The 25,283-nt window shown below is 43.5% G+C and carries 22 protein-coding genes, 21 tRNA genes, 3 rRNA genes and 1 riboswitch; of the genes, 7 read left to right on the forward strand and 39 right to left on the reverse strand.

Annotated elements, in window-relative coordinates; genetic code table 11:
- Positions 1-3: 3 nt before the first annotated feature.
- The 24 genes from MKY11_RS14325 to MKY11_RS14440 all read right to left on the reverse strand — a co-directional run bounded on the left by MKY11_RS14325 (position 4) and on the right by MKY11_RS14440 (position 7,336).
- Positions 4-75: transfer RNA gene (locus tag MKY11_RS14325), tRNA-Glu, on the reverse strand.
- A gap of 7 nt (positions 76-82) precedes the next feature.
- Positions 83-173: transfer RNA gene (locus MKY11_RS14330), tRNA-Ser, on the reverse strand.
- A 3-nt stretch (positions 174-176) separates the two neighbouring features.
- Positions 177-251 (reverse strand) — tRNA-Asn (locus MKY11_RS14335).
- 6 nt (positions 252-257) lie between these two features.
- Positions 258-334: transfer RNA gene (locus tag MKY11_RS14340), tRNA-Ile, on the reverse strand.
- Between the two features lie 16 nt (positions 335-350).
- Positions 351-424 (reverse strand) — tRNA-Gly (locus MKY11_RS14345).
- A gap of 11 nt (positions 425-435) precedes the next feature.
- Positions 436-511, reverse strand: a tRNA-His gene (locus tag MKY11_RS14350).
- 24 nt (positions 512-535) lie between these two features.
- Positions 536-608: transfer RNA gene (locus tag MKY11_RS14355), tRNA-Phe, on the reverse strand.
- Positions 609-625: 17 nt separating this feature from the next.
- Positions 626-702, reverse strand: a tRNA-Asp gene (locus MKY11_RS14360).
- 15 nt (positions 703-717) lie between these two features.
- Positions 718-794, reverse strand: a tRNA-Met gene (locus tag MKY11_RS14365).
- Between the two features lie 22 nt (positions 795-816).
- Positions 817-909: transfer RNA gene (locus MKY11_RS14370), tRNA-Ser, on the reverse strand.
- A gap of 7 nt (positions 910-916) precedes the next feature.
- Positions 917-993 (reverse strand) — tRNA-Ile (locus MKY11_RS14375).
- A 4-nt stretch (positions 994-997) separates the two neighbouring features.
- A tRNA-Met gene (locus MKY11_RS14380) sits at positions 998-1,071 on the reverse strand.
- Positions 1,072-1,097: 26 nt separating this feature from the next.
- Positions 1,098-1,170 (reverse strand) — tRNA-Ala (locus MKY11_RS14385).
- Between the two features lie 8 nt (positions 1,171-1,178).
- Positions 1,179-1,255: transfer RNA gene (locus MKY11_RS14390), tRNA-Pro, on the reverse strand.
- Between the two features lie 7 nt (positions 1,256-1,262).
- Positions 1,263-1,339 (reverse strand) — tRNA-Arg (locus MKY11_RS14395).
- 11 nt (positions 1,340-1,350) lie between these two features.
- Positions 1,351-1,436, reverse strand: a tRNA-Leu gene (locus tag MKY11_RS14400).
- Between the two features lie 12 nt (positions 1,437-1,448).
- A tRNA-Gly gene (locus MKY11_RS14405) sits at positions 1,449-1,520 on the reverse strand.
- A 30-nt stretch (positions 1,521-1,550) separates the two neighbouring features.
- Positions 1,551-1,633 (reverse strand) — tRNA-Leu (locus MKY11_RS14410).
- A 7-nt stretch (positions 1,634-1,640) separates the two neighbouring features.
- A tRNA-Lys gene (locus MKY11_RS14415) sits at positions 1,641-1,716 on the reverse strand.
- Positions 1,717-1,753: 37 nt separating this feature from the next.
- Positions 1,754-1,829: transfer RNA gene (locus tag MKY11_RS14420), tRNA-Thr, on the reverse strand.
- A 33-nt stretch (positions 1,830-1,862) separates the two neighbouring features.
- Positions 1,863-1,938 (reverse strand) — tRNA-Val (locus tag MKY11_RS14425).
- Positions 1,939-2,496: 558 nt separating this feature from the next.
- Positions 2,497-2,612: ribosomal RNA gene (rrf, locus tag MKY11_RS14430) — 5S ribosomal RNA — on the reverse strand.
- Positions 2,613-2,673: 61 nt separating this feature from the next.
- A 23S ribosomal RNA gene (locus MKY11_RS14435) occupies positions 2,674-5,604 on the reverse strand.
- A gap of 183 nt (positions 5,605-5,787) precedes the next feature.
- Positions 5,788-7,336 (reverse strand): 16S ribosomal RNA (locus MKY11_RS14440).
- The 16S, 23S and 5S rRNA genes sit together here, the layout of an rRNA operon.
- A gap of 436 nt (positions 7,337-7,772) precedes the next feature.
- Positions 7,773-7,875, forward strand: a riboswitch (TPP riboswitch).
- Positions 7,876-7,972: 97 nt separating this feature from the next.
- Here MKY11_RS14440 and thiT point away from each other — a divergent pair.
- A complete protein-coding gene (gene thiT / locus MKY11_RS14445) occupies positions 7,973-8,548 on the forward strand; it encodes an energy-coupled thiamine transporter ThiT (RefSeq protein WP_007500615.1) in 576 nt (191 codons plus the stop codon).
- 240 nt (positions 8,549-8,788) lie between these two features.
- Here the strand turns inward: thiT and MKY11_RS14450 are convergent, their stop codons facing one another.
- Positions 8,789-9,343, reverse strand: coding sequence for a GNAT family N-acetyltransferase (locus MKY11_RS14450; RefSeq protein ID WP_024719667.1), 555 nt, complete (start codon positions 9,341-9,343; stop codon positions 8,789-8,791).
- A 149-nt stretch (positions 9,344-9,492) separates the two neighbouring features.
- On the opposite strand from MKY11_RS14450, the gene MKY11_RS14455 reads away from it, so the two are divergent.
- The 3 genes from MKY11_RS14455 to ftsW are packed head-to-tail and all read left to right on the forward strand — an operon-like array spanning position 9,493 to position 12,460.
- Positions 9,493-10,152, forward strand: coding sequence for a DUF1232 domain-containing protein (locus MKY11_RS14455; protein ID WP_342501509.1), 660 nt, complete (start codon positions 9,493-9,495; stop codon positions 10,150-10,152).
- Between the two features lie 14 nt (positions 10,153-10,166).
- Positions 10,167-11,321: a rod shape-determining protein RodA gene (rodA, locus tag MKY11_RS14460; protein WP_008344041.1), complete on the forward strand. Its 1,155-nt coding sequence runs from the start codon at positions 10,167-10,169 to the stop codon at positions 11,319-11,321.
- The gene (gene ftsW / locus MKY11_RS14465) at positions 11,318-12,460 is read left to right on the forward strand and encodes a putative lipid II flippase FtsW (protein ID WP_274660882.1); all 1,143 of its coding nucleotides are present in this window, start codon (positions 11,318-11,320) and stop codon (positions 12,458-12,460) included. Before rodA ends, ftsW begins: the two co-directional genes overlap by 4 nt.
- Positions 12,461-12,491: 31 nt before the next feature.
- Here ftsW and MKY11_RS14470 read toward each other — a convergent pair whose 3' ends face one another.
- Together MKY11_RS14470 and MKY11_RS14475 are read right to left on the reverse strand one after the other, a co-directional pair.
- Positions 12,492-14,039, reverse strand: a complete 1,548-nt coding sequence (locus MKY11_RS14470) for a flotillin family protein (protein ID WP_008344044.1) — start codon at positions 14,037-14,039, stop codon at positions 12,492-12,494.
- 11 nt (positions 14,040-14,050) lie between these two features.
- Positions 14,051-14,581 carry a hypothetical protein gene (locus MKY11_RS14475; RefSeq protein ID WP_017359006.1) on the reverse strand — a complete coding sequence of 177 codons (531 nt, stop codon included), beginning with the start codon at positions 14,579-14,581 and terminating at the stop codon, positions 14,051-14,053.
- Between the two features lie 205 nt (positions 14,582-14,786).
- Here MKY11_RS14475 and MKY11_RS14480 point away from each other — a divergent pair, with 205 nt between their 5' ends.
- Entirely contained in the window at positions 14,787-15,266 is a 480-nt protein-coding gene (locus MKY11_RS14480) for a DinB family protein (RefSeq protein WP_047946755.1), read from the forward strand.
- A 40-nt stretch (positions 15,267-15,306) separates the two neighbouring features.
- On the opposite strand, the gene MKY11_RS14485 is transcribed toward MKY11_RS14480, so the two are convergent.
- Both MKY11_RS14485 and betB read right to left on the reverse strand, forming a co-directional pair.
- Positions 15,307-16,515, reverse strand: a complete 1,209-nt coding sequence (locus MKY11_RS14485) for an iron-containing alcohol dehydrogenase (protein WP_274660883.1) — start codon at positions 16,513-16,515, stop codon at positions 15,307-15,309.
- Positions 16,516-16,542: 27 nt separating this feature from the next.
- Positions 16,543-18,012, reverse strand: coding sequence for a betaine-aldehyde dehydrogenase (gene betB / locus MKY11_RS14490; RefSeq protein WP_041507663.1), 1,470 nt, complete (start codon positions 18,010-18,012; stop codon positions 16,543-16,545).
- 207 nt (positions 18,013-18,219) lie between these two features.
- Between betB and MKY11_RS14495 the strand changes: the two genes are divergently transcribed.
- The gene (locus tag MKY11_RS14495) at positions 18,220-18,777 is read left to right on the forward strand and encodes a GbsR/MarR family transcriptional regulator (RefSeq protein ID WP_274660884.1); all 558 of its coding nucleotides are present in this window, start codon (positions 18,220-18,222) and stop codon (positions 18,775-18,777) included.
- 284 nt (positions 18,778-19,061) lie between these two features.
- Here the strand turns inward: MKY11_RS14495 and MKY11_RS14500 are convergent, their stop codons facing one another.
- Both MKY11_RS14500 and MKY11_RS14505 read right to left on the reverse strand, forming a co-directional pair.
- On the reverse strand, positions 19,062-19,262 hold the full coding sequence (locus MKY11_RS14500) for a hypothetical protein (protein WP_047946748.1): 201 nt from the start codon (positions 19,260-19,262) through the stop codon (positions 19,062-19,064).
- Complete coding sequence (locus MKY11_RS14505; protein ID WP_047946747.1) at positions 19,252-20,370, reverse strand: Rap family tetratricopeptide repeat protein; 1,119 nt, start codon at positions 20,368-20,370, stop codon at positions 19,252-19,254. The genes MKY11_RS14500 and MKY11_RS14505 overlap by 11 nt, the downstream gene beginning before the upstream one ends.
- Before the next feature lie 282 nt (positions 20,371-20,652).
- Between MKY11_RS14505 and MKY11_RS14510 the strand changes: the two genes are divergently transcribed.
- Positions 20,653-20,988 carry a YolD-like family protein gene (locus tag MKY11_RS14510; protein ID WP_342501510.1) on the forward strand — a complete coding sequence of 112 codons (336 nt, stop codon included), beginning with the start codon at positions 20,653-20,655 and terminating at the stop codon, positions 20,986-20,988.
- Positions 20,989-21,157: 169 nt separating this feature from the next.
- Here the strand turns inward: MKY11_RS14510 and MKY11_RS14515 are convergent, their stop codons facing one another.
- The 8 genes from MKY11_RS14515 to MKY11_RS14550 form a co-directional block, all read right to left on the reverse strand.
- A complete protein-coding gene (locus MKY11_RS14515; RefSeq protein ID WP_342501511.1) occupies positions 21,158-21,622 on the reverse strand; it encodes a hypothetical protein in 465 nt (154 codons plus the stop codon).
- Between the two features lie 190 nt (positions 21,623-21,812).
- Positions 21,813-22,619, reverse strand: a complete 807-nt coding sequence (locus MKY11_RS14520; protein ID WP_342501512.1) for an N-acetylmuramoyl-L-alanine amidase — start codon at positions 22,617-22,619, stop codon at positions 21,813-21,815.
- 56 nt (positions 22,620-22,675) lie between these two features.
- Positions 22,676-22,939 (reverse strand): phage holin, encoded by a 264-nt coding sequence (locus MKY11_RS14525; RefSeq protein ID WP_342501513.1) that lies wholly within the window; start codon positions 22,937-22,939, stop codon positions 22,676-22,678.
- 12 nt (positions 22,940-22,951) lie between these two features.
- Entirely contained in the window at positions 22,952-23,164 is a 213-nt protein-coding gene (locus tag MKY11_RS14530; protein ID WP_034620157.1) for a BhlA/UviB family holin-like peptide, read from the reverse strand.
- 61 nt (positions 23,165-23,225) lie between these two features.
- A complete protein-coding gene (locus MKY11_RS14535) occupies positions 23,226-23,369 on the reverse strand; it encodes an XkdX family protein (RefSeq protein WP_342501514.1) in 144 nt (47 codons plus the stop codon).
- Positions 23,366-23,740, reverse strand: a complete 375-nt coding sequence (locus MKY11_RS14540) for a hypothetical protein (protein WP_342501515.1) — start codon at positions 23,738-23,740, stop codon at positions 23,366-23,368. Before MKY11_RS14540 ends, MKY11_RS14535 begins: the two co-directional genes overlap by 4 nt.
- 5 nt (positions 23,741-23,745) lie before the next feature.
- The gene (locus tag MKY11_RS14545; protein WP_342501516.1) at positions 23,746-24,876 is read right to left on the reverse strand and encodes a hypothetical protein; all 1,131 of its coding nucleotides are present in this window, start codon (positions 24,874-24,876) and stop codon (positions 23,746-23,748) included.
- A gap of 17 nt (positions 24,877-24,893) precedes the next feature.
- On the reverse strand, positions 24,894-25,277 hold the full coding sequence (locus tag MKY11_RS14550; protein WP_342501517.1) for a phage tail protein: 384 nt from the start codon (positions 25,275-25,277) through the stop codon (positions 24,894-24,896).
- Between the last annotated feature and the right edge of the window lie 6 nt (positions 25,278-25,283).

Consider the following 25,283-nt stretch of genomic DNA (forward strand, 5'->3'; position numbering starts at 1 on the left):
AAATGACCCGTACGGGATTCGAACCCGTGTTACCGCCGTGAAAGGGCGGTGTCTTAACCGCTTGACCAACGGGCCAGAAAAATGGCGGAGAAGGAGGGATTTGAACCCTCGCGCCGCTTGCGCGACCTACACCCTTAGCAGGGGCGCCTCTTCAGCCACTTGAGTACTTCTCCATTTGGCTCCGCAGGTAGGATTCGAACCTACGACCGATCGGTTAACAGCCGATAGCTCTACCACTGAGCTACTGCGGAAAGTCATGGTGGGCCTGAGTGGACTCGAACCACCGACCTCACGCTTATCAGGCGTGCGCTCTAACCAGCTGAGCTACAGGCCCATGAACGATATGCAAATGGAGCGGGTGATGGGAATCGAACCCACGACATCAGCTTGGAAGGCTGAGGTTTTACCACTAAACTACACCCGCAAAAATATGTATGGGGCGATTGATGGGAATCGAACCCACGAGTGCCAGAGCCACAATCTGGTGCGTTAACCACTTCGCCACAACCGCCATACTGATATTTATTTGTAAAAGTGGCTCGGGACGGAATCGAACCGCCGACACACGGATTTTCAGTCCGTTGCTCTACCAACTGAGCTACCGAGCCATGTATTCATTTGAAAATGGCGGTCCGGACGGGACTCGAACCCGCGACCTCCTGCGTGACAGGCAGGCATTCTAACCAACTGAACTACCGGACCATTAGAGAAAAAATTTGGTTGCGGGGGCAGGATTTGAACCTGCGACCTTCGGGTTATGAGCCCGACGAGCTACCGAACTGCTCCACCCCGCGATGATATCATTTTTTAAAAATATGGCGGAGGAAGAGGGATTCGAACCCCCGCGGGCTTTGACACCCCTGTCGGTTTTCAAGACCGATCCCTTCAGCCGGACTTGGGTATTCCTCCGTATAGATGGTGGACCTTGTAGGACTCGAACCTACGACCGGACGGTTATGAGCCGTCTGCTCTAACCAACTGAGCTAAAGGTCCTTTATAGCGGCGGAGGGGATCGAACCCCCGACCTCACGGGTATGAACCGTACGCTCTAGCCAGCTGAGCTACACCGCCATGATATAAAATAATCTTTTGAAAAGTGGAGCCTAGCGGGATCGAACCGCTGACCTCCTGCGTGCAAGGCAGGCGCTCTCCCAGCTGAGCTAAGGCCCCATAAAAGATGGTCGGGAAGACAGGATTCGAACCTGCGACCCCTTGGTCCCAAACCAAGTGCTCTACCAAGCTGAGCTACTTCCCGATCTTAATGGCGCGCCCGAGAGGAGTCGAACCCCTAACCTTTTGATCCGTAGTCAAACGCTCTATCCAATTGAGCTACGGGCGCTTATTTTATAATGCCGAGGGCCGGACTTGAACCGGCACGGTAGTCACCTACCGCAGGATTTTAAGTCCTGTGTGTCTGCCAATTCCACCACCCCGGCGTGGATGGTATAAGCGGAAGACGGGATTCGAACCCGCGACCCCCACCTTGGCAAGGTGGTGTTCTACCACTGAACTACTTCCGCATTACAGGATTTCTTTATGTTGTTTGGCAATGCGGGTGAAGGGACTTGAACCCCCACGTCATAAAGACACTAGATCCTAAGTCTAGCGCGTCTGCCAATTCCGCCACACCCGCATGAAAATGGTGAGCCATGAAGGACTCGAACCTTCGACCCTCTGATTAAAAGTCAGATGCTCTACCAACTGAGCTAATGGCTCGCTTTTAAAGCGACTTGTCTATCTTACCATATGAAAGTGGTGCCGGCAAGAGGACTTGAACCCCCAACCTACTGATTACAAGTCAGTTGCTCTACCAGTTGAGCTACACCGGCTTTATCTATCCTAACATTATGTAAGAATAAATATGGTGGAGGATGACGGGCTCGAACCGCCGACCCTCTGCTTGTAAGGCAGATGCTCTCCCAGCTGAGCTAATCCTCCACTATGTAGGAATCTCTCGATCCGACAAAGATTATTATATACAGGTTTCACTCATTTGTAAAGGCTATATTAAAAAAATTTTATTTCATTTTTCATGACGTATTTCTTTTAACAGATGATGTTGATGTTACCAGTCAAAACGGCTTTAATTCAACGATTAACAGCTGTATTTCTCTTCTCTATATTCTCTTTAAAAACGAGTAAATCCTTTAAAAATATCAGCAGCCTTTCAATTTTTATACTTTAATGATATAGATATTTCTTTATTTCAACTGTTAAACGCAATGAATGTTTTGATTTCAATAAAATAGACTTATACAACTCCATTTAAATGAATGAATTTGTATCAGGCATCTATACACCTGCTATTCTTTCTCTCTATTACTTTTCTCCATACTTAAAAGTGAACATGCTTCACAGACTTTCACGTTAATTTAGAGCATCTCCACGCTTATAGTGAATTAAAACAACCTGATTTATACCACATCTGTATCAAGGTGATCTTCTTTCAAACAGCACAAAAAAGACCAGTTCCGATTGGAACTGATCCTTTGAAAAGCTTGGCGGCGTCCTACTCTCACAGGGGGAAACCCCCAACTACCATCGGCGCTGAAGAGCTTAACTTCCGTGTTCGGTATGGGAACGGGTGTGACCTCTTCGCTATCGCCACCAAACCTGATGGAGAGAATGTTCTCTCAAAACTAGATAACAATGTTCACGCTTCACATTAGAATATAGGTTAAGTCCTCGATCTATTAGTATCTGTCAGCTCCACGTGTCACCACGCTTCCACCTCAGACCTATCAACCTGATCATCTTTCAGGGATCTTACTTCCTTGCGGAATGGGAAATCTCATCTTGAGGGGGGCTTCATGCTTAGATGCTTTCAGCACTTATCCCGTCCGCACATAGCTACCCAGCGATGCCCTTGGCAGAACAACTGGTACACCAGCGGTGCGTCCATCCCGGTCCTCTCGTACTAAGGACAGCTCCTCTCAAATTTCCTGCGCCCGCGACGGATAGGGACCGAACTGTCTCACGACGTTCTGAACCCAGCTCGCGTACCGCTTTAATGGGCGAACAGCCCAACCCTTGGGACCGACTACAGCCCCAGGATGCGATGAGCCGACATCGAGGTGCCAAACCTCCCCGTCGATGTGGACTCTTGGGGGAGATAAGCCTGTTATCCCCGGGGTAGCTTTTATCCGTTGAGCGATGGCCCTTCCATGCGGAACCACCGGATCACTAAGCCCGACTTTCGTCCCTGCTCGACTTGTAGGTCTCGCAGTCAAGCTCCCTTGTGCCTTTACACTCTGCGAATGATTTCCAACCATTCTGAGGGAACCTTTGGGCGCCTCCGTTACATTTTAGGAGGCGACCGCCCCAGTCAAACTGCCCACCTGACACTGTCTCCCTGCCCGATAAGGGCAGCGGGTTAGAAGGTCAATACAGCCAGGGTAGTATCCCACCGATGCCTCCACCGAAGCTAGCGCTCCGGTTTCCAAGGCTCCTACCTATCCTGTACAAGCTGTACCAACATTCAATATCAGGCTGCAGTAAAGCTCCACGGGGTCTTTCCGTCCTGTCGCGGGTAACCTGCATCTTCACAGGTACTATAATTTCACCGAGTCTCTCGTTGAGACAGTGCCCAGATCGTTGCGCCTTTCGTGCGGGTCGGAACTTACCCGACAAGGAATTTCGCTACCTTAGGACCGTTATAGTTACGGCCGCCGTTTACTGGGGCTTCAATTCGCACCTTCGCTTACGCTAAGCGCTCCTCTTAACCTTCCAGCACCGGGCAGGCGTCAGCCCCTATACTTCGCCTTACGGCTTCGCAGAGACCTGTGTTTTTGCTAAACAGTCGCCTGGGCCTATTCACTGCGGCTTCTCGGGGCTTTAACACCCTAAGAAGCACCCCTTCTCCCGAAGTTACGGGGTCATTTTGCCGAGTTCCTTAACGAGAGTTCTCTCGATCACCTTAGGATTCTCTCCTCGCCTACCTGTGTCGGTTTGCGGTACGGGCACCTCTCACCTCGCTAGAGGCTTTTCTTGGCAGTGTGGAATCAGGAACTTCGCTACTAAATTTCGCTCGCCATCACAGCTCAGCCTTCACGGGAAACGGATTTGCCTATTTCCCAGCCTAACTGCTTGGACGCGGATATCCAATACCGCGCTTACCCTATCCTCCTGCGTCCCCCCATTGCTCAAATGGTGAGGAGGTGGTACAGGAATATCAACCTGTTGTCCATCGCCTACGCCTTTCGGCCTCGGCTTAGGTCCCGACTAACCCTGAGCGGACGAGCCTTCCTCAGGAAACCTTAGGCATTCGGTGGACGGGATTCTCACCCGTCTTTCGCTACTCATACCGGCATTCTCACTTCTAAGCGCTCCACCAGTCCTTCCGGTCTGACTTCACTGCACTTAGAACGCTCTCCTACCACTGTTCGTAAGAACAGTCCGCAGCTTCGGTGATACGTTTAGCCCCGGTACATTTTCGGCGCAGAGTCACTCGACCAGTGAGCTATTACGCACTCTTTAAATGGTGGCTGCTTCTAAGCCAACATCCTGGTTGTCTAAGCAACTCCACATCCTTTTCCACTTAACGTATACTTTGGGACCTTAGCTGGCGGTCTGGGCTGTTTCCCTTTCGACTACGGATCTTATCACTCGCAGTCTGACTCCCAAGGATAAGTCATCGGCATTCGGAGTTTGACTGAATTCGGTAACCCGGTAGGGGCCCCTAGTCCAATCAGTGCTCTACCTCCGAGACTCTTACCTTGAGGCTAGCCCTAAAGCTATTTCGGAGAGAACCAGCTATCTCCAGGTTCGATTGGCATTTCACCCCTACCCACACCTCATCCCCGCACTTTTCAACGTGCGTGGGTTCGGGCCTCCATTCAGTGTTACCTGAACTTCACCCTGGACATGGGTAGATCACCTGGTTTCGGGTCTACGACCACGTACTCATGCGCCCTATTCAGACTCGCTTTCGCTGCGGCTCCGCATCTTCTGCTTAACCTTGCACGGGATCGTAACTCGCCGGTTCATTCTACAAAAGGCACGCCATCACCCGTTAACGGGCTCTGACTACTTGTAGGCACACGGTTTCAGGATCTATTTCACTCCCCTTCCGGGGTGCTTTTCACCTTTCCCTCACGGTACTGGTTCACTATCGGTCACTAGGGAGTATTTAGCCTTGGGAGATGGTCCTCCCGGATTCCGACGGAATTTCACGTGTTCCGCCGTACTCAGGATCCACTCTGGAGAGAACAACATTTCAGTTACAGGGCTGTTACCTTCTTTGGCGGGCCTTTCCAGACCTCTTCGCTTATATCGTTCCTTTGTAACTCCGTATAGAGTGTCCTACAACCCCAAGAGGCAAGCCTCTTGGTTTGGGCTGTTCCCGTTTCGCTCGCCGCTACTCAGGGAATCGCATTTGCTTTCTCTTCCTCCGGGTACTTAGATGTTTCAGTTCCCCGGGTATGCCTTCTCATACTCTATGTATTCAAGTATGGATACTACTCCATTACGAGCAGTGGGTTTCCCCATTCGGAAATCTCCGGATCAAAGCTTGCTTACAGCTCCCCGAAGCATATCGGTGTTCGTCCCGTCCTTCATCGGCTCCTAGTGCCAAGGCATCCACCGTGCGCCCTTTCTAACTTAACCATTTCTTACTTTAGAAAGAATCACTATGTGTGATGAACTTTGCATTGCATTCAATGTGAATGTATTACTTATTGTTATCTAGTTTTCAAAGAACAATCCTGTCTCGCTAGAGACATGTTTTGAAGGAATGATCCTTCAAAACTAAACAAGACGAAAAACGTACGCTGCTCCATATATCCTTAGAAAGGAGGTGATCCAGCCGCACCTTCCGATACGGCTACCTTGTTACGACTTCACCCCAATCATCTGCCCCACCTTCGGCGGCTGGCTCCATAAAGGTTACCTCACCGACTTCGGGTGTTGCAAACTCTCGTGGTGTGACGGGCGGTGTGTACAAGGCCCGGGAACGTATTCACCGCGGCATGCTGATCCGCGATTACTAGCGATTCCAGCTTCACGCAGTCGAGTTGCAGACTGCGATCCGAACTGAGAACAGATTTGTGGGATTGGCTAAACCTTGCGGTCTCGCAGCCCTTTGTTCTGTCCATTGTAGCACGTGTGTAGCCCAGGTCATAAGGGGCATGATGATTTGACGTCATCCCCACCTTCCTCCGGTTTGTCACCGGCAGTCACCTTAGAGTGCCCAACTAAATGCTGGCAACTAAGATCAAGGGTTGCGCTCGTTGCGGGACTTAACCCAACATCTCACGACACGAGCTGACGACAACCATGCACCACCTGTCACTCTGTCCCCGAAGGGAAAGCCCTATCTCTAGGGTTGTCAGAGGATGTCAAGACCTGGTAAGGTTCTTCGCGTTGCTTCGAATTAAACCACATGCTCCACCGCTTGTGCGGGCCCCCGTCAATTCCTTTGAGTTTCAGTCTTGCGACCGTACTCCCCAGGCGGAGTGCTTAATGCGTTAGCTGCAGCACTAAGGGGCGGAAACCCCCTAACACTTAGCACTCATCGTTTACGGCGTGGACTACCAGGGTATCTAATCCTGTTCGCTCCCCACGCTTTCGCTCCTCAGCGTCAGTTACAGACCAGAGAGTCGCCTTCGCCACTGGTGTTCCTCCACATCTCTACGCATTTCACCGCTACACGTGGAATTCCACTCTCCTCTTCTGCACTCAAGTTTCCCAGTTTCCAATGACCCTCCCCGGTTGAGCCGGGGGCTTTCACATCAGACTTAAGAAACCGCCTGCGAGCCCTTTACGCCCAATAATTCCGGACAACGCTTGCCACCTACGTATTACCGCGGCTGCTGGCACGTAGTTAGCCGTGGCTTTCTGGTTAGGTACCGTCAAGGTGCAAGCAGTTACTCTTGCACTTGTTCTTCCCTAACAACAGAGCTTTACGATCCGAAAACCTTCATCACTCACGCGGCGTTGCTCCGTCAGACTTTCGTCCATTGCGGAAGATTCCCTACTGCTGCCTCCCGTAGGAGTCTGGGCCGTGTCTCAGTCCCAGTGTGGCCGATCACCCTCTCAGGTCGGCTACGCATCGTCGCCTTGGTGAGCCGTTACCTCACCAACTAGCTAATGCGCCGCGGGTCCATCTGTAAGTGACAGCCGAAACCGTCTTTCATCCTTGAACCATGCGGTTCAAGGAACTATCCGGTATTAGCTCCGGTTTCCCGGAGTTATCCCAGTCTTACAGGCAGGTTACCCACGTGTTACTCACCCGTCCGCCGCTAACATCCGGGAGCAAGCTCCCTTCTGTCCGCTCGACTTGCATGTATTAGGCACGCCGCCAGCGTTCGTCCTGAGCCAGGATCAAACTCTCCGAGGTATGCAGGATGCATATCACACATGCGTTGCTACACGATGTAGCGAACTTAGCATGTGATCATTTCCTGCCTCGTCAGTCTGACTGACTACCTATGATGTATCATAGGATTTTTTTATAAAAACTCGAATTAACAGGTACGTTTTGTCTTGTTTAGTTTTCAAAGATCATCATCGTTATCGCTCAGAAGCGACTTTATTAATATAACATTCTATCAAAATGAAGTCAACAACTTTTTTCTTGAATGTTATTTCTCAACCGCGCTGTTTCAGCGGCGAATACAAATATAACACCTTTTAAAAGAAGAAACAAGTATTTTTTCTAAATAATTTATTTTTCCTTATCTCTTCCTATATATTCGTACAAAAAGGGCTTAACTCTGTAATTCACTATTGTTGATCCTGTAGGTCTTTAGTATATTTATAATAGATTGAAATTTAATAACCGCAGGGGGAGCTTCGTGCTGAGAGTGAACAATTCGTTGTTCTGACCCTTTGAACCTGTCAGTTAATACTGAAGTAGGAATGTGGAATCACTTGCATACATGCATTGTATTCAAGCCGATATGTTTTTCTATGAATCACATACTCATCCTGACATGGTCTCTCCTTGCACAATTCGTGAAAAGGGGATTTTTTTATGCAACAATCAAATCAATTAGTACGACTGATGGAGATCGCCATCATGACTTCTCTTGCACTTGTTTTAGATTATTTATCAGGTCTCTTTTTAAGAATGCCAAACGGCGGGTCAATTGCACTGATCATGATTCCTGTCATTCTCATGTCCATTAGATGGGGCGTGTCTGCTGGATTTATCATCGGTGTGTTAATCGCAGGACTGCAGCTGATGAACAATCCTATTATTGCTACACCTGTACAAGGGTTTCTCGATTACTTTGTCGCATCTGTTGTGATTTGTTTAAGCGGGCTATTCTCAGGATCAATTAAAAAAGCCATTCAGGATAAAAAGCGAAAGAAACAATTCTTCTATATTATCCTAGCTGTATTTGTCGCCAGTTTCTTCAGACTGCTGACGTTCTTTATTTCAGGTGTTGTTTTCTTTTCTCATTATGCACCAAAAGGAACACCAGGATGGGTGTATTCATTAGTTTATAACAGCACATATATGATTCCTTCATTTATCATTTGTAGTATTGTTCTTTGTTTACTCATCCCTAGTGCATCTCGTTTGGTTTTTCCTCGACAAAAATAACCCAGCTGTTTCAGCGGGTTATTTTTTTATGCATAATTTGCTGCTCTATTGAATCTATTAATAGTAGAAGATTTCATGCTGGAGGTACGACAATGAATCCTTACTCCATTATGCTGTGCTGTTACATTCTCAGTATCGCCTACTTTTTGGCAAGTTTCTATGAGGCATTAAAAATAGCAGGTGTGAAAGGAAAAGTAGAGGCTTCTCCTTTTATATCTTATATTTTACTCGCCACCCTTTTTACTTTTTTCTCTCATTATTACTGGAAGCTGACGATATAATCTGTTGAACATGATCACTTAGGACAGACAGTTCCCATCCATACCCTATTTCTTCATGGTTCTCACCAGCCAGCTCAAACTGGCTGGTGACGGCAAAACTAGGTTGAAGTTTTTGATAAAATTGCTTCGCTGAGTTTTGCTCAAATACCCAGAGCAGCATATTCTGATAGCCTTTCTCTATTAAATAATCCACACCTTTTGCAATCAAAGCCATACCCGCTCCTGATTTCTGTTTTCTCTGCAACAAATAGATGGCATAAAGCTCGCCATCATATATTGAATATCTCTCATCACGCTGTTTTCCGAAGGAAGCAAAACCAAATACTCCGTCAGCATCCTCTGCGACAAACGTGCCTTCAAGCGACCTGCTTCTCCAGCTCTCTTCCCGCTCCTCTACATTCAAAGCATCTAAATACTCTTGTGAAATAATGCCATGATAAGTCGTTTGCCAGCTCTTCACATGAATTTCGGCAATTTTAGGAATATCATTATGTACTGCATGTCTAACCTTCATCTGCACACCCCTTTTAGCCATTTCTTACTCTATGTTTCATATGATAAGTTGCTATTTTATAAAAATCAATCTCTAATGGATATTCGTTGACATTCTGTCAACACCCCTATATATTGGGTACGACTTCTTCTATTGAAGAGTTGAACTTTATGAAAAGGGTGAAGAAAGAGATGGAATTTAAAACAACTGAGCTTCGGCAGTTTTTAAAAGAACAACTGCAAATACGTTCTCTTTCATTAAGAGAACTCAGTACACAAACAGAAATTGATAAAGCCACACTGTCTAGAATCATGAACGGAAAAAGAAAACCGACTTTGAACCATTTACAGCGGCTTTCAGATGCTCTACACATTTCTTTAGATCATCTATTGACCACGGCTGGATTTTCAATTAAAAACGACAGAGTTCACGGTAATACGTTCATTCAAGCAGTAGAAGAGATTGAGCGAACGCTGAAAGATCATGATGTCTATGACGGGACGTTCAGCGAGAATGAATTGAAACAGAAGCTAAATGAATATGAGACCTATAGTCAATCAGACGAGGGAAAAGAAACGATCTCGGCATATTTTGAAAAAAAGATAGATACGATAAGCGGTGTTGGGCCATTTCTTGATCAATTGAAAAGCATGTACAGCTCGTTTATGAGCGGACGGGGGACTTCTCGAGAATTGATGTTGATGGGAGGCGCATTACTTTACTTCATTATGCCCGTTGATTTAATACCAGATTATATTTTTCCGATCGGCTATATTGATGACGCTGCAGCGGTGCAGGTCGTATTAAACCAGCTGACAAATAGGTCATAGCAGGTGACAGAGACATGAAAAAACAGAACAGCATTGACTTCGCATTATTATTCACTGTCATTTGCTTCTTTGTGATCAGCCTGCTGGCTGTATATAGCGGATCGGGACAGTATGAAACGCAAGATATGTTTTATTTCGTCAAAAGACAAGTTTTCTGGTATATCGTCGGCTTTGGCCTTATGGCGGCAGTTGCTTACTTTGATTATGAACTGCTTGAGCGGTTATCTTTTCGATTATTTGCAGGTGGTCTTTTCCTCATCATTCTCGTTCATTTTTTTGGCACGAATCAAAATGGATCCCAAAGGTGGATCAGCTTGGGGCCCATGAAAGTGCAACCATCAGAATTTATGAAAATTTTTGTCATTCTTCTGTTAGCGGCTATTTTAAATCGATACAAACATCAGCGCTTTTCGTTTAAAGAAAGCATGATTCCTACAATGAACATCATATGCTGGACCGCTGTTCCTTTTTTCCTGATTTTAATTCAGCCAGATTTGGGGACGGCACTTGTGATCTTGTCTATTGCTTTTACACTGATGCTTGTGTCAGGCATTTCAAGTAAGATGATCGCTGCATTAATCGCTTCTTTTCTTGCGCTTCTTGCATTTTTGACCTACTTGCACAATGAACATTTTGAGCACTTTACAAAAGTGATTAAACCTCATCAGCTTGATCGCATTTATGGGTGGCTCTCCCCAGATGAATTTGATTCGACATATGGTTATCAACTGAAACAAGCAATGCTTGGCATTGGGTCAGGGCAATTATCAGGAAGCGGGTATACAAAAGGAAATCAAGTACAAGGGGGAAATATCCCTGAAGCCCATACAGATTTTATATTTGCAGTCATTGGCGAGGAATTTGGTTTTATCGGCGCCTCCCTATTGATCTGTTTATATCTTATGATGGTCTATCGAATGATTCATGTGGCAATGCATGCGAATACCCTTTATGGGCTTTATATATGTGCTGGAGTGGTTGGGCTGATCGTTTTTCAAGTCTTCCAAAACGTTGGGATGACAGTAGGGCTAATGCCTGTGACTGGTCTTGCCCTTCCTTTTATCAGCTATGGAGGCAGTGCGCTTTTAACCAATATGATTGCCATTGGCCTTGTGTTTAGTGTCAATTTGAGGTCCTCATCCTACATGTTTGGACGTAACTGGGATTGAAGGTGATGTCATTGATTCTTTCTCACCTAAAAAAAATCGACTACATTCTTGCTGGGACGATTGTTTGTCTTTGTTTCTTTGGATTACTGATGGTGTACAGTGCGAGTTATCCTTTAGGCGAAATAAAATATGGACAGGGCAGCTACTTCTTCATGAAACAGTGGCAATGGCTTTTGATTGGGTTCTTCTTTTTCATCGCTGCGGCCCTGGTTCCATATCAAGTTTACCGTAAATGGATTCGGTGGCTTGTGATGCTGTCATTGTTATGTCTTCTCCTTGTCCTGCTTCCTGGAATCGGTGTTGTCAAAAACAATTCACAGCGATGGATTCAATTGGGCTCTCTGATCATCCAGCCGTCTGAGGCTGTGAAATTAGTGATGATCATCTATTTTGCCTATGTATATGCAAGGAAACAAGCGTACATTACATCCTTTAAAAAAGGAGTACTACCTCCACTTCTTCTTTTAAGTCTAGCTTTTTTATTGATTTTAAAACAGCCAGATTTAGGTACAGCAGTTTCTATTTTATTGAGCTGCGGTATCGTCTTATTATGTGCTGGACTTAAAACACGCCACCTCATTCTACTAGGTTCGACGGCTGCGGCAGGGATCACTTTTTTTGCTGTGACCGCTCCTTATCGTTTGAAACGGATCACTTCTTTTCGTGATCCTTTCATGTATGAAGATGGAGATGGTTATCAGCTGATCCATTCTTATCTCGCCATGGATTCAGGAGGACTGACCGGGAATGGTTTAGGCGGAAGTATTCAAAAACTAGGATTTCTTCCTGAAGCCCATACAGATTTTATTATGGCCATCATCAGTGAAGAGCTGGGAATCATGGGGCTGTCGTTTGTGATGGGTGCCTACCTACTCATCATGTATCGCGCCGTTCGAATCGTTCAAGGTTTACAAGATCCATTTGGAAAGCTATTAACGATCGGGCTTACTTTTCAAATTATGATTCAAGCAGCCTTTAATCTAGGAGCTGTCTTTGGGCTTCTCCCCATTACAGGCATTCCTCTTCCCTTTATTAGCTACGGCGGATCTTCATTGGTGTTCATGATGATATCTGCAGGCATTCTTGTGAATCTCTCTTCATCTATCAAAAGACACCGGCATGTGCCCCAAGTAAAATAGACACCCTCAATCAGAAGGTGTCTTTTGATTTTTATTCTTCTATTTGACGATCAGCGATTTCTTTTTTTCTTGGCTGTTTGATTTCATTCGTCAGTTCTTGGATGCTTTGTTTCACATTGCCTTTGCCAGAGAAATTCTCAATAATTTCTTTAACATCAATTCCAGAGGAAGCTTTCAGACTTTCTTGAAGACTGGACATAAGGTTTGTCGCATAGCCAGTCACTTTGTTGGCGCCGCTGCCTTCCCCGTTACCACCTGTATCAACAACTGTAATTTTATCAATGTTAGAAAGTGGAGCAGATACTTGTTTCGCATATTCAGGTAGCATTTTCACAATCATATCAAGAATCGCCGCTTGACCATACTGTTCGAATGCTTCTGCAATTTTCTCTTTCGCTTCTGCTTCCGCAAGTCCTTTCAACCTAATGACTTCTGCTTCTGTTTCCCCTTTTGCACGATCGGCTTCCGCTTTGGCAAGCCCGTCAATCCGAACTTTCTCTGCTTCTGCTTTCGCCATTGCTTCAATGCTGTATTTCTTCGCATCTGCTTCTGCAAGACGCTTCGCTTTTTCCGCCGCAGCCGACTGCTCAACAGCATAACGGTCCGCATCTGCTTTCTTTTTCACTTCAGAATCGTATTGACGCTCACGACGCTGGATCTCTTTTTCTTCTAATTCAATTTGCTTCTGACGTTCAATGATTTTGACTTGCATTTCTTGTTCAGTTACGTGCTGACGATTACGAGCTGTTTCAAGATCGTACGCTTGGTCAGCGCTTGCTTTTGCTGTATCTTGTTCACGTCTGAATTCTGCTCTTTTCAGCTCATTGATTTTTTCTGCTTCAGCGATTTCAGTGGCACGCTCAAGCTCAGATTTCTTCGCATCTTTATCTGCTTCTGCACGTTTGATACGTGTTTCTTTATCTGCTTCTGCTGTCGCAATATCTGCATCGCGTTTCACTTGAGCAATTCTAGGTTTACCTAGTGATTCTAAATAGCCATTTTTATCACGGACATCTTTGATTGTAAACGATACAATGACAAGACCCATTTTCGCTAGATCTTGAGAAGCGACACGCTGTACTTCTTGAGAAAATTTCTCTCTGTTTTTATAAATCTCTTCAACTGTCATTGACCCTAAAATGGAGCGAAGGTGTCCTTCTAGTACTTCTCTTGCTTCATTTTCACGATCTTCTTTTGTTTTCCCTAAAAACTGCTCTGCCGCAGTGGCGATTTCTTCAATTGATCCGCCAATTTTAATGATGGCCGTTCCATCCGCCATGACCGGTACACCCTGTTCAGTATAGACTTCAGGCGTTGAAACATCTAGCTTGCTAGATAGTAAGCTGAGCGGCTCTGCTTGTTGAAAAACAGGGAGTACAAAGGTACCTCCACCTCTTACAATCTTAATCTTGTTTCCACCTTCATCCACGTGGACATTTTTACTTCCGAGGTAACTTCCTGTGACGATTAATGCTTCATCTGGACCAGCTGTCCGGTATTTCGAAACAAATACACCAATAAGTGCAATGAGAATCACAAGCACAATTCCAATAATAATTAATATGGTTGTTCCTGGCATAGCATTCCCTCCTAGATTTCTTCATTTGGTATAACAGATAACACGCCTTTGTTCACTTCGACGACCAGCACCCGGGTTCCATATGGAATCTCCTCTTCGTCGAAACTGACGGCAGGCTTTGAGATTTTTCCGCTGTTACTAATTAACAGCACTTCTCCAAACCCATCTTTTGGTACAGATACAATGATCTCCCCAGTTCTTCCTTTTAGGTCGGCCTCCGTATATGAAAGAGATTCTTCAGCAGAGGAAAGCGGGACTAAGACAAATACATTTAAACAAGTAACGAGAACCACTGCGAGGATGGCAGATAATACGGCGCCAAGTCCACTTCCTACAATTGCTGTTTTTTCAGAGATAAATCCTCCAGCCGAGAAAAAGGTAAGAAATGCGAGGATCAATGTTGGTTGAAGGAACGGGACAGGAATCGCTTCAAACAATCCATCAAATACATCGCCAAAAAAGACGAAAACAAGCGTCAGGATTCCTGATACCATCAATATGTATAAGTACAGCGTCTGAAGAGGCAGCCCAAACACATCCATCTTCCTCACCCTTTCTTTATGAAATGAGCAGCCTTTCATTCATTTAGACTATGCTCACATCCAAGTGTATTCCTTCTAACAGGTAATACGAACCACTTTTGTAAAGGTTTCATTTTTCATCACAATTCATTAAAGGATTTCTCGGATAGCTAAAGAATGATTGTCTTGTACCAGTATGATAAAATTTGATCTTGAGGTGAGAGAAATGAGTTTATTACATGAAGCAAGACAAGAATTGTGGCAGGAGCTGCAAGGATTGAGCGAAGAACAATTAAATCAAAAATTATCTGATGATACTTGGAGTATTCAAGAAGTTGCAGATCATTTAAAGAAGATGGACCTAGTTGCAGCAAAACATCTAGCTGCCGAGGGGAAAAAAGCACCGATCAAAGAATATGAACCAAAGCCAGTGGAAATGGCAGAGGATCGTTCAAAAAAAGCCACTGCGCCTAGTATCGTAGCGCCTGATCGCAAGCATGTAACACCTACACATTTAAAGGATGAGCTCGATACAGCACGTGAGAAGCTCAATCAAATTTTATCAACGTTTACAGAGGAAGATTTCAAACGCGTGATTGCACATCCTGTGTTTGAAGAACTTTCATTAAAGCAATACCTTGATTTTATCGGCGCACATGAAAAGCGCCATATTCATCAAATTAAAGAAATTAAAGAACAGCTATAAGATGTAAAAAAGACTCCCTTTTGGGAGCCTTTTTTCATTGTTACACTGTTTTAGGTGTTAAATCAAAGCAGCGAGCGTAAATCCAGTTGTATGCTTTTTCGTTCAGGTCTCTTGGGTTTCCAACTGTTTGCGGATCTTTCATTGCTTCTTTAGATAAACGGTCGATCATATCTTTTGGTACACCTTGTTCTTCTAATGAAGGAACTTCTAGGTCTTCCACTAAATCATACATCCAATTCACTGCTGCTTTTGCAGCTTCCTCTGTTGTCATTCTGCTTGTATCAATCCCGAATGCTTGCGCAATTCGAGCGAATTTCTCTGGGTACCCTTTCCAGTTATATTCCATGACAGGTCCCATCATTGCCGCTACACATTGACCATGTGCGACTGGAATAATGCCTCCAAGCGTTTGGCTCATCGCATGGGCTGCGCCAGCTGATTCACTGCCATAGGAAAGTCCGGCAAGCATCGCAGCTTGTGCCATGCCATATCTTGCTTCCAAATCCTCTCCATCGGCAAAGGCACGGCGAATATAATGAGCAGCATATTCAATGGCCATGAGCGCTACCGCATCTGTAATTGGCTGAGCAAACTTCATCGTATAGCATTCGATCGCGTGCGCAAGCGCATCGATACCCGTCATTGCCGTCACATGCGGCGGCATAGATACATGAAGCTCAGGATCAATCACTGTTAGGTGAGCTGCAATGAGCGGTCCACCTGTGTTGAATTTGAATTCCCTTTCTTCGTCAGTGATCACTGCCCACTGCGTGACCTCTGAACCTGTACCAGCCGTTGTCGGAATTGTGGTTAACGGAGGGATTCTATTTTCAAGCGGTTTTTTCCCCTCAGCCGCTTCGTAATCAAGAACTGATCCTTCATGAGTCGCTTCCACACCGATAGCCTTCGCTGTATCCATTGAGCTTCCGCCGCCTACTGCGACTAAACCATTACAGCCTTCTTTTTCATATAACGCAGATCCTTCACTCACTAAACGGACTGGCGGGTTTGGTTCTACTTTATTAAATAGAACCACATCAACTTGCGCTTCTTTTAATGAAGCAATCACTGGATCTACAACACCTGCTTGATAAATACCAGGATCTGTGACAAGCAATACCTTTGAAACGCCGTATGCTCTCACTTCTTCCCCAACATGTTTCACTGCCCCAATGCCATGCTTGATGACAGTCGGAATTTCAAACGTATGGAATTTTTGCATGCTTTCAATTTTCATATTTAACGTCATATAGAATCTCCTCCAGATAAGTGATATTTATTTAAACCAATGAACCGCTTCTGGTTTTGTATTTCGATATAAATGTTTTAGTTCCGTATATTCTTCAAGGCCCGTACGTCCTAATTCACGTCCAAGACCTGATTGTTTATACCCACCCCACGGTGCTTGGGCAAAATAAGGATGGAAGTCGTTGATCCATACCGTGCCTAATCTTAATTGACGAGCCACTCGTTCGGCTTTGCCGATATCAGAAGACCACACCGCTCCTGCTAAACCATAAATCGTGTCATTTGCCAGCTCGATGACTTCTTCCTCTGATCGGAAGGATTCGACAGTGAGGACTGGTCCAAACACTTCTTCCTGTACAATTCGCATGTCTGATGTACAGCCTGAGAAAATCGTCGGCAAGTAGAAGAATCCTTTTTGAAGCTCCTCTGCATCAGGTCGTTTCCCACCTGTTTCTAATGTTGCACCTTCGTCTAAACCGATGCTGACGTATTTTTCTACTTTTTCTCGATGCTCAGCTGAGATAAGCGGTCCGCTCTGGGTTCCTTCATCAAAGCCGTTGCCTAGCTTGATTTTTTTCGTACGCTTCACCAGTTCTTCTAAAAATTCATCGTGAATGGATTCTTCCACTAACAAGCGTGAACCTGCTGAACACACTTGCCCTGCATGGAAAAACACAGCATTCATTGCCTGGTCAACCGCTACGTCTAAATCAGCATCTTGAAAGACGATATTCGGGTTTTTCCCGCCGAGCTCAAGGGCGATTTTCTTCACATTCCCGCTGGCTCCCTGCATGATTTTCTTACCTGTTTCAATACCGCCTGTGAATGAAATTAAATCGACTTGGTCATTGACAGCCAGCTCATCTCCAACAGTTGCTCCAGGTCCAAGCACTAAGTTGGCAACGCCTGCTGGAACACCCGCTTCTTCCATAAGTTTGAAAACTTTGATCGTGGTTAATGGTGTAATTTCACTTGGCTTTAGTACGATTGTATTTCCAGCTGCAAGGGCAGGAGCGATTTTCCAGCTCGCTTGAAGCAATGGATAGTTCCAAGGAGTGATTTGACCGCATACACCGACAGGTTCTCGGACTAATTCGCTTTTTGAGTTTGGAATAGGCGATGCAATGATTTCCCCGCCATCCTTATCAGCAAGACCGGCATAATATTGAAATACATTCGCAATATCGTCCATATCTGCTTTGCTTTCCTCTAATGTTTTACCCGTATCAAGTGATTCTAATTTGGCTAATTCATCAAGGTCTCGCCTAATCAATTCCGCAATTTTGAACACAATATTTCCTCTTTCAAGTCCAGGCATGTTTGCCCAATCACCTTGATCGAAGGTTTTTCTTGCTGCCTTAATGGCTAACTGCGCGTCATTTCTTGATCCTTCACTGACTGTCGCGATCACTTCTTGATTAAATGGATTGATGATATCTCTTGTGTCGCCACTCTTAGCGCCAACCCATTGTCCATCGATAAATAGTGTTTGACTCATAGAAGGAACCTCCTCTGATTCTCTTTGGTAAGTTTGTTAAATAAAAATTTAACGTTTTGAACATAATTAACTTAACATGTTCAAATTTTTCTGTCAAAGGGTGGATATGCTTCTTTTATTTTGACATTTTGCATTCTTTCGTTAACATATAGTCCATAAAGATTTTTTTGAACGTATTGAATTCACTTAATAGAAAGCAGGGACAAGATGAAAAAGCAGGACCAGCCACAAGCAGAAGAACGCATTTTAGCTGCTAAAGATCTCGTCATTGATTCCATCGCTGAAACAATGGATCTCTATGGCATTACTAGAAGTGCGGGTATTTTATATGGGACGATGTATTTAAATGAGGAAATGACGCTGGATGAGATGCGTGAAGAGCTGCAAATGAGTAAGCCTAGTATGAGTACGGGTGTGAAAAAACTGCAAGACATGAATATTGTCAAAAAGACCTTTCACCGTGGCCGAAGAAAACACAGCTTTGTTGCTGAGAAAGACTTTTTTAAGTTTTTCATGAACTTCTTCCCGCAAAAATGGGAACGAGAGGTTGAGGTAAATCTAACAGCGATTGAAGAAGCGCAAGAACGCCTTCAAGATGTAGCTCGTGATGATCAGGCGGAGGAACATGAAAAAGAGGAAGCGAAACAGCTCATTGAACAGCTTGAAAGCTCAAAAGCCTATTATGACTGGCTTAGACGATTAGCCCACTCGGTTCATTCGGGAGAAATCTTTGACTATATTCCGATTGATCAGAAAGAAAATTAGCCGGGGTGTTTGTGTTTTACAGCTTGAATTTTACAGGAGGATTGATTATAATAAGTTATGTCGTAATACTTCGGGGCATTAGCTCAGCTGGGAGAGCGCTACGCTGGCAGGGTGAACGACACCGCCCGAAGCAAACAGACGTTCTCTGAAAAAGACTGATTTAATAAGGTTCTATGATGAGCCTTTCTGAATAAATATTTTCATTTCTGAACAAAACTGAAAGGGTTGGTCCCCAATCCGTCCCCATAAAAAAACAGACCATGCAGGGTCTGTTTTAATTTTGCCTATACGTTTTGAGAAGTTGTGTTTCGATCGATCATAGTCGTGTTTCGATCGATTTTTTGTGGAATGAAAGTTGTATTTCTATTCGACTCCTCCATTGTTGTATTCCGATTTGATGCTGGTTTAATCAAGCTAGATGCTTCATGTACACCTGCACCTAGAAGGATAATAGAGCTTATAACAATCATTTTTTTAACACTCATAAAGACACTCTCCTTTTTGAATATTATGTTGGGCTTGAAATGCCTTCCTGTAATATTCTGTTGCTTTCTCAAACTTTCCTCTTTTTTCATGAATAACTGCAAGGTTTTTAGTGAATTCTTCTACGAAAACAAACAGCTGCTTTTCTTCAAATGTCTGTAGCATAGCTTGAATCTCTTCCTCATCATTACTTTCATATGTTGTTCTTATAGAACGTATTAATAAAATTTCGTGCTGGTTCTCTTTATGAGAGACAAGTTCCAAAGCTTTATCCACTAATTTGGATGCTTCATCATTTTCTCCTGTCTTATATAGCGCCCAACAAAGGTTAACATATATGACCGATTTTACATCGTCCACATCATCTTCTGATATTTCAAGGGACTCTTGATAATATTGGATAGCCTTTGCATAATCTTGTTTTTTTTCATAATTGTTTCCTATATTTAAAAGTGCCTTGGCAATCAACCTTTTATCCGCTATTTCTTCGGCGATGGAATAGGCTTTATTCAGATGTATTAATGATTTTTCATACTGCTTAAAATCATCATAATTTCCTGCGATTACAAATAAGCATTGAACTTTTCTAATCTTGTATAACTCATACTGATCGTATATTTCAAGCGCCTTTATGATGTGATGCATAGAAACATGGGTTTGTTTCATAATATAATAGGCTTCAGCCACCTTGAAGTGAAACTCCGCTTGCTCAATATCATCTACAACCAGTGCGAGCTGCCGCTCAGCGATCTTGTAATATTGGATGGCCTGTACATATTCTTTTATACTGAACTCATACATTCCGCGAAAAAATGCGTTGTAATACTGCAGCATGCCGGATAATTTATGATTTGAATTCTCGATTTTATCCACTAGGTCTGCAATCGATAAAGACCGTTGCTCTGAAGGTTTAATATAATCAAGCATAAGCTGGTGGCGAAAGCACATCAATTGATAGTAAATCAGTAAATCCTGGTCTTCTTCCATTCGTTCAATTTCTTGTTCTACCTCAGCTTTCAAAATCTCTGCATCTGGAACACTAAATTGACGAATCATTTTATACCATTCATTTATTTTCACACCAACATGTGAAGAAAGAACCTTCTCCATCCCCTTACTCCCCTTCCACAAAATTCCCTTATATTACATATATTATTACATACAGGAATTTACAAAGCACCGAAAAGAAACCGCAAATAGAACAAAAAAAGAGCTCCTGTAAAGGAGCCATGTGAGTAATACATGAGTAATAGTGGTTTGATAAAGAAGTAAATCATTGAAATATACGAATTTTTCATCCCGTTTCCGCAGGTAAACCGTATATAAATTTATTATAACTCAAATTCAGACACAGAACAAACATTCGGTTATACTTCCTTTTGAGGTGATATTGTGTGGGATGAAAGAAAAGATCAAAATAGATGGCAGATGAAATTTATTCTGCCGGAACACAACGAAGCGCTAAGGCAGCTTCATCTTGCAAAACATAAGATCGAGCGGCCAACATTAAGCGCAGAACAATTGGAAGAGTTTGAATATACCATTGCAGCTGCTATGAGCGAAGACTTATACCTTAGTTTCGATCTGTACGACAATGGGTTTGTTCGTGAGATTACAGGGAAAGTCGGGTACGTGGATCATCTAAGAAAAGAGTTCAGAGTTAAGGATGAACGTGGCGACACAAACTTTATACGGTTTGCAGATATACTAAATGTAAAAACAATCTGATAAAAGGCCGTCCTTCTGGACGGCCAATAAGTTTCATTTGTTAATGTTTTTCTTTATCTCTTCTATCTCGTTTCTAAGGGATTTGTTTTCTCGTTTGACCTTAGAAACCTCTACGACTGTAAATAACAAAGTTGCAACTATAAGTAAAATCAAAATATACTCAAACATGTTAAATATCCATATAGTAGTCATCAAAGCCAAATGTAGCTGCAATTCCGATAACCGGAACTAATGCTGCTCTGAAACCCCATCTGTGTTTTTTATAAGTTGATTTCGTTAACTGCTTGCGCTTGTAAAGTTGATTGGCGATATAGCGACCAGCAGCATATCCACTCCCCACAATTGCGGTCATCCCAGTAATTATACCGATCACAACAAGTATAGGATTATGTACTGTGGCTTTATCTTCTTTGTCGAAAAGACTGTCGATTTTAAAGATGTCATTGTCAGTTAGGCCAAGATCTAACGCGCCTTGATATAATTCAGAATCGTTTTTTGTAAATGATTCAGACGATGTTTTTTGTTCATATTGTGGCTGATTAGCTTTTGCATCTGCAAACTCTCCAAGCGTACAGGAGATACCCAACGCAGCTACAATGGACAAAGATGTTCTTTTTATCCATTTTTTATTCAAATAAAACCCTCCCTTTGTAATCACAGGTTAAGCATAACTTAAAATATACAATAATTTCCATAGTTATAAATAACCGAATAGCGAATGTGGATTAGTAATAAAGTATGTAATTTACGACAAATAAAAAAAGCCCCCATCCATTAAGGACAGGGGCTAATTTCTTTTCCTATAGTCATATGTCTATAGATTTTTATTTTAATAGCTTTTCTAACGCTGCTTTTGTCTTCGGCCCGTATATGCCGTCCGCCGTTAGGCCGTTCATTAATTGAAATCGCTTGACTGCATCCGCTGTTTTTGGTCCGTAATAGCCATCGATTCCATTATTGATCGCTCCCTTTTCAGGATAGAAATAAACAGCAGCAAGGGCTTCCTGCAATGCTTTTACTCCAGCGCCCTTTGTCAAAGGCTTCGTTACTTTAATGATGCCAGATGGTAAGTTAAACGACTTTTTAGGCTTACTCGCTTTTGGCTTGGATGGTGTGTTTTTTACAGGTGTCGCCGGCTTCGCTGTTGCCTTTTTCCCTGTATGAGCGGTTGCGATACCCGCTTTAAAGGAATCCCAACGATTCAACAGCTTGCGAGGGCAATTTTTGCCGCTCCATCTTTTATGTGGCACAACGTTGGCCAATGGAATGCCTTGATCCGTCATCAGCTGACGAATGAGCCATTGAGCATTTTCAACCGCCTTCTCAAAATTGCCGTCTGCATTTTCACAAATTTCAATGCCTATCGACTTCATATTTCCGGTTCCTCTGCCGTCTCCCGCATGCCATCCATTTTCATTCAACGGCAGATGTTGATAAATGACTTTATCATCCACAGTGTAGTGCCAGCTTACACCTGTACTCGATCGTTTTACGAAAGCTGCGTGACTTGCTGCGTCTGCTCCTTTAGATATATTGGCGGTGTTATGGACTGTTATATATAAAGGTTTCATATAGTTTTGCGGACGGTTTCCATTACTCTTTGGAATAAAATCCTTAATGATTTTTACCACTTTCATCGTCTCCTTTGATCAATTTAATATAAAAAGAGCCGCCACGTGGCAGCTCCTTACTTCGTTAATCCTTTTTGTTTCAGGACTTCTTTTTGTAACTTGCCTTTGTCAGTCACATAGTTGTTTTTGAACCATGCAGCAAGGGTTGTTACGATTGTAAAGATCATTGAGCCAGCAAGGTACAATGTCTCAGCTAATGATGTGATTTGATCTTCGCTGATCGGCAAGATTGGCTTGCCAAATAGTATTAATGCTTGGTTGATCAATGCCATAAAAAGAAGCACTGTGCGAATGACAGTGCCTTTGTCGAAGTTCTTCATAAATGTTTCCTCCTATTTTAAATTCCGTTCTATTTTGTCGAGTTTGTCAATGACGACGTCATACTTTTCACTAAACTTTGCTAACACATCATTTTGCGCTTCGATTTGTTCATTGAGCTTGTTTTCTCGTTCCTTTGTTGTGTTTAATACGTAAAACAGCACCCAACAAAAAAGAACTGCAAAGGGTCCTTGTGTCATCAAATATTGAGCCAAATCCATTTCCACCATACTCACCTACTCCCTCACTTTGTCCACCCCCTTAAAGAAGGCAAAATAAAAAGCCTATTTAGGCTTCGTAATGTTCTCCCGTTATTTCTTGATAGTCTTCTTTGTTAATCCAACCGATTTCTACATAAAAAGCAATATCCTCTGGACCATAACACTTCCAATCCCAAAACTGCTTTATATCCGCAACTGTTGGATATATCATGATTTTTCACCACCCTTCAATTGCTGAATCTCTGTCATGAGTTGAGCCAGTTGTTTTGCCATCTGTGCCTCACGCAATTTAGCTGCAGCTGCATCTTTTGAAAGCTGACTCAATTGTTTAGTTAACACCGCATTTTGCTGTTTTAGTAAATCAATATCATACGGTGGTTGCTCTGTTTGTAAGCTATCAATGTATTCCTTGGTTGCCGACTCACTCCATGTCTTACTTGAAGGATTGTATTTTGCGATGTACAACCCTTCTTGCGGTTGAACATCTGTAAAACCCTCTGGAATTTCAGCATCATCGGGTATTTCTTTATCTCCACCAGTTATATACTTAAAATCTTTATCAAAGGCGTATATAGGCTTCATATGGTCTATCCCTCCTTTGCCTTAAACATGCAGTTCACAACAATAAACTCAGTATTGCTGCTTGTGCTTTGTATGCAGAAACGGCCATCAGTTGCGATATATTGTCTACTATATTGAGGTCCTTTAAAACCACCGGTACTTGAAGCGACTCCAAGATTGTAGAAAGGAGCAACTGGTTCACATCCTTCTGGTAACATAAAGGCAGGTACATCACCTAATGTCCCTCCGGCAATTGCTCCCTTAACAGTAACAGTTCCCAGCGCATCCTTTGCAACACGTACCCGATAATCATTATTGACCTCAGACTGGTATGTTTTCCAACCATTGCCGATTGTGGGGTACTTCCAGTTGAGTTTTGCATCTTTTTCAGTCAGCATTCGTTCCCATTCTTTAAATGAACCATCTGTGTGTACTGTTCCAAACCAATGCACATTATCAACACTTCTTATGACATGGAAATTTTTTCGAGTGCCCGCTCTTTCAACATCGATATTAAACCATGACGAATCGTTTGTGGTCGGCATGTTTGTAAGATATTGACCAGCTGCATAATAACGGCCAGGGGGTAAAGACAATATATCGGTTCCATTCAAAACAGTTGGAAGCGGCTTACGATCACCCGAATCTTGAGTGATTTTATACAGTTGGCCACTATTCCATTTATCTTTTTCAGCTGATGTTGGAAGCTGCGTCCAGGTAATTGAAATATGGTTGGAATTATAGTAGAAGTAATATGCATTACCTGACGTGTCTACAGCAAATCCAGTTCCGATATTGTTTTGGCCAACAGTCTGTATTCCTCTTAAATATGAGTTACTAGGCGCAGGGGAATCCTCTACACCTGGGGATGCAATGAAAGTACAGGTCCCTTTGTCTTTAATCGCATCAAAAATATTTTTGTCAGCAGGAACAGAAATCAAGTATTTGCCGTCATCAGCTGTGATCTTATAAAGCTGCGATTCATTCCATTTCTTCTTCTCTGCTGCAGATGCATGTGGCTTGGTATCCTGAATATGGCCAATGAGTTGTTCTAACAGTCTCTGATCATTCTCAAGTAAAACATTTACCATGTCATTGAATAAATCAGCATGGGCTTTGTCACTTGTTTCAAATACTTTAGGAGATTTAATGTCCATCTATGAGCACTCCTTTCCTAGTAAATATCATCAATCTCAAAGATGAATTCAATATCACCATCTTTTTGCTTGTCTGTCATGGTACGGATGGCCGTAAACTTTCCATCTTCATCAACAAGAGCCAATTCGTTGATGACTTCTCCTGCCAGTTCTCCTTCAGAGATGGTGCACGTGTACCGGATCTTCGCCGGCTCCATGAATTCATATGAATCAATTTCTTTTTGAACAAGCTCACTCTTTAATTCTTGTTCTGTTCCATCCAGGGAGATTGGCTTGCCATCTTTCGTCCCACCATTCCCAAAAGCCATCTTAACGACTTTTGTGAGCTTTGTTCCTTCTGCTCTAGCCTTGGCCATTTGTTGGCGAGCATAAAGCGTTGTAACGGTTAATTGATCAGCCATTGTGAT

It is taken from the genome of Bacillus sp. FSL W7-1085, assembly GCF_038595035.1.
GTDB lineage: Bacteria > Bacillota > Bacilli > Bacillales > Bacillaceae > Bacillus > Bacillus altitudinis.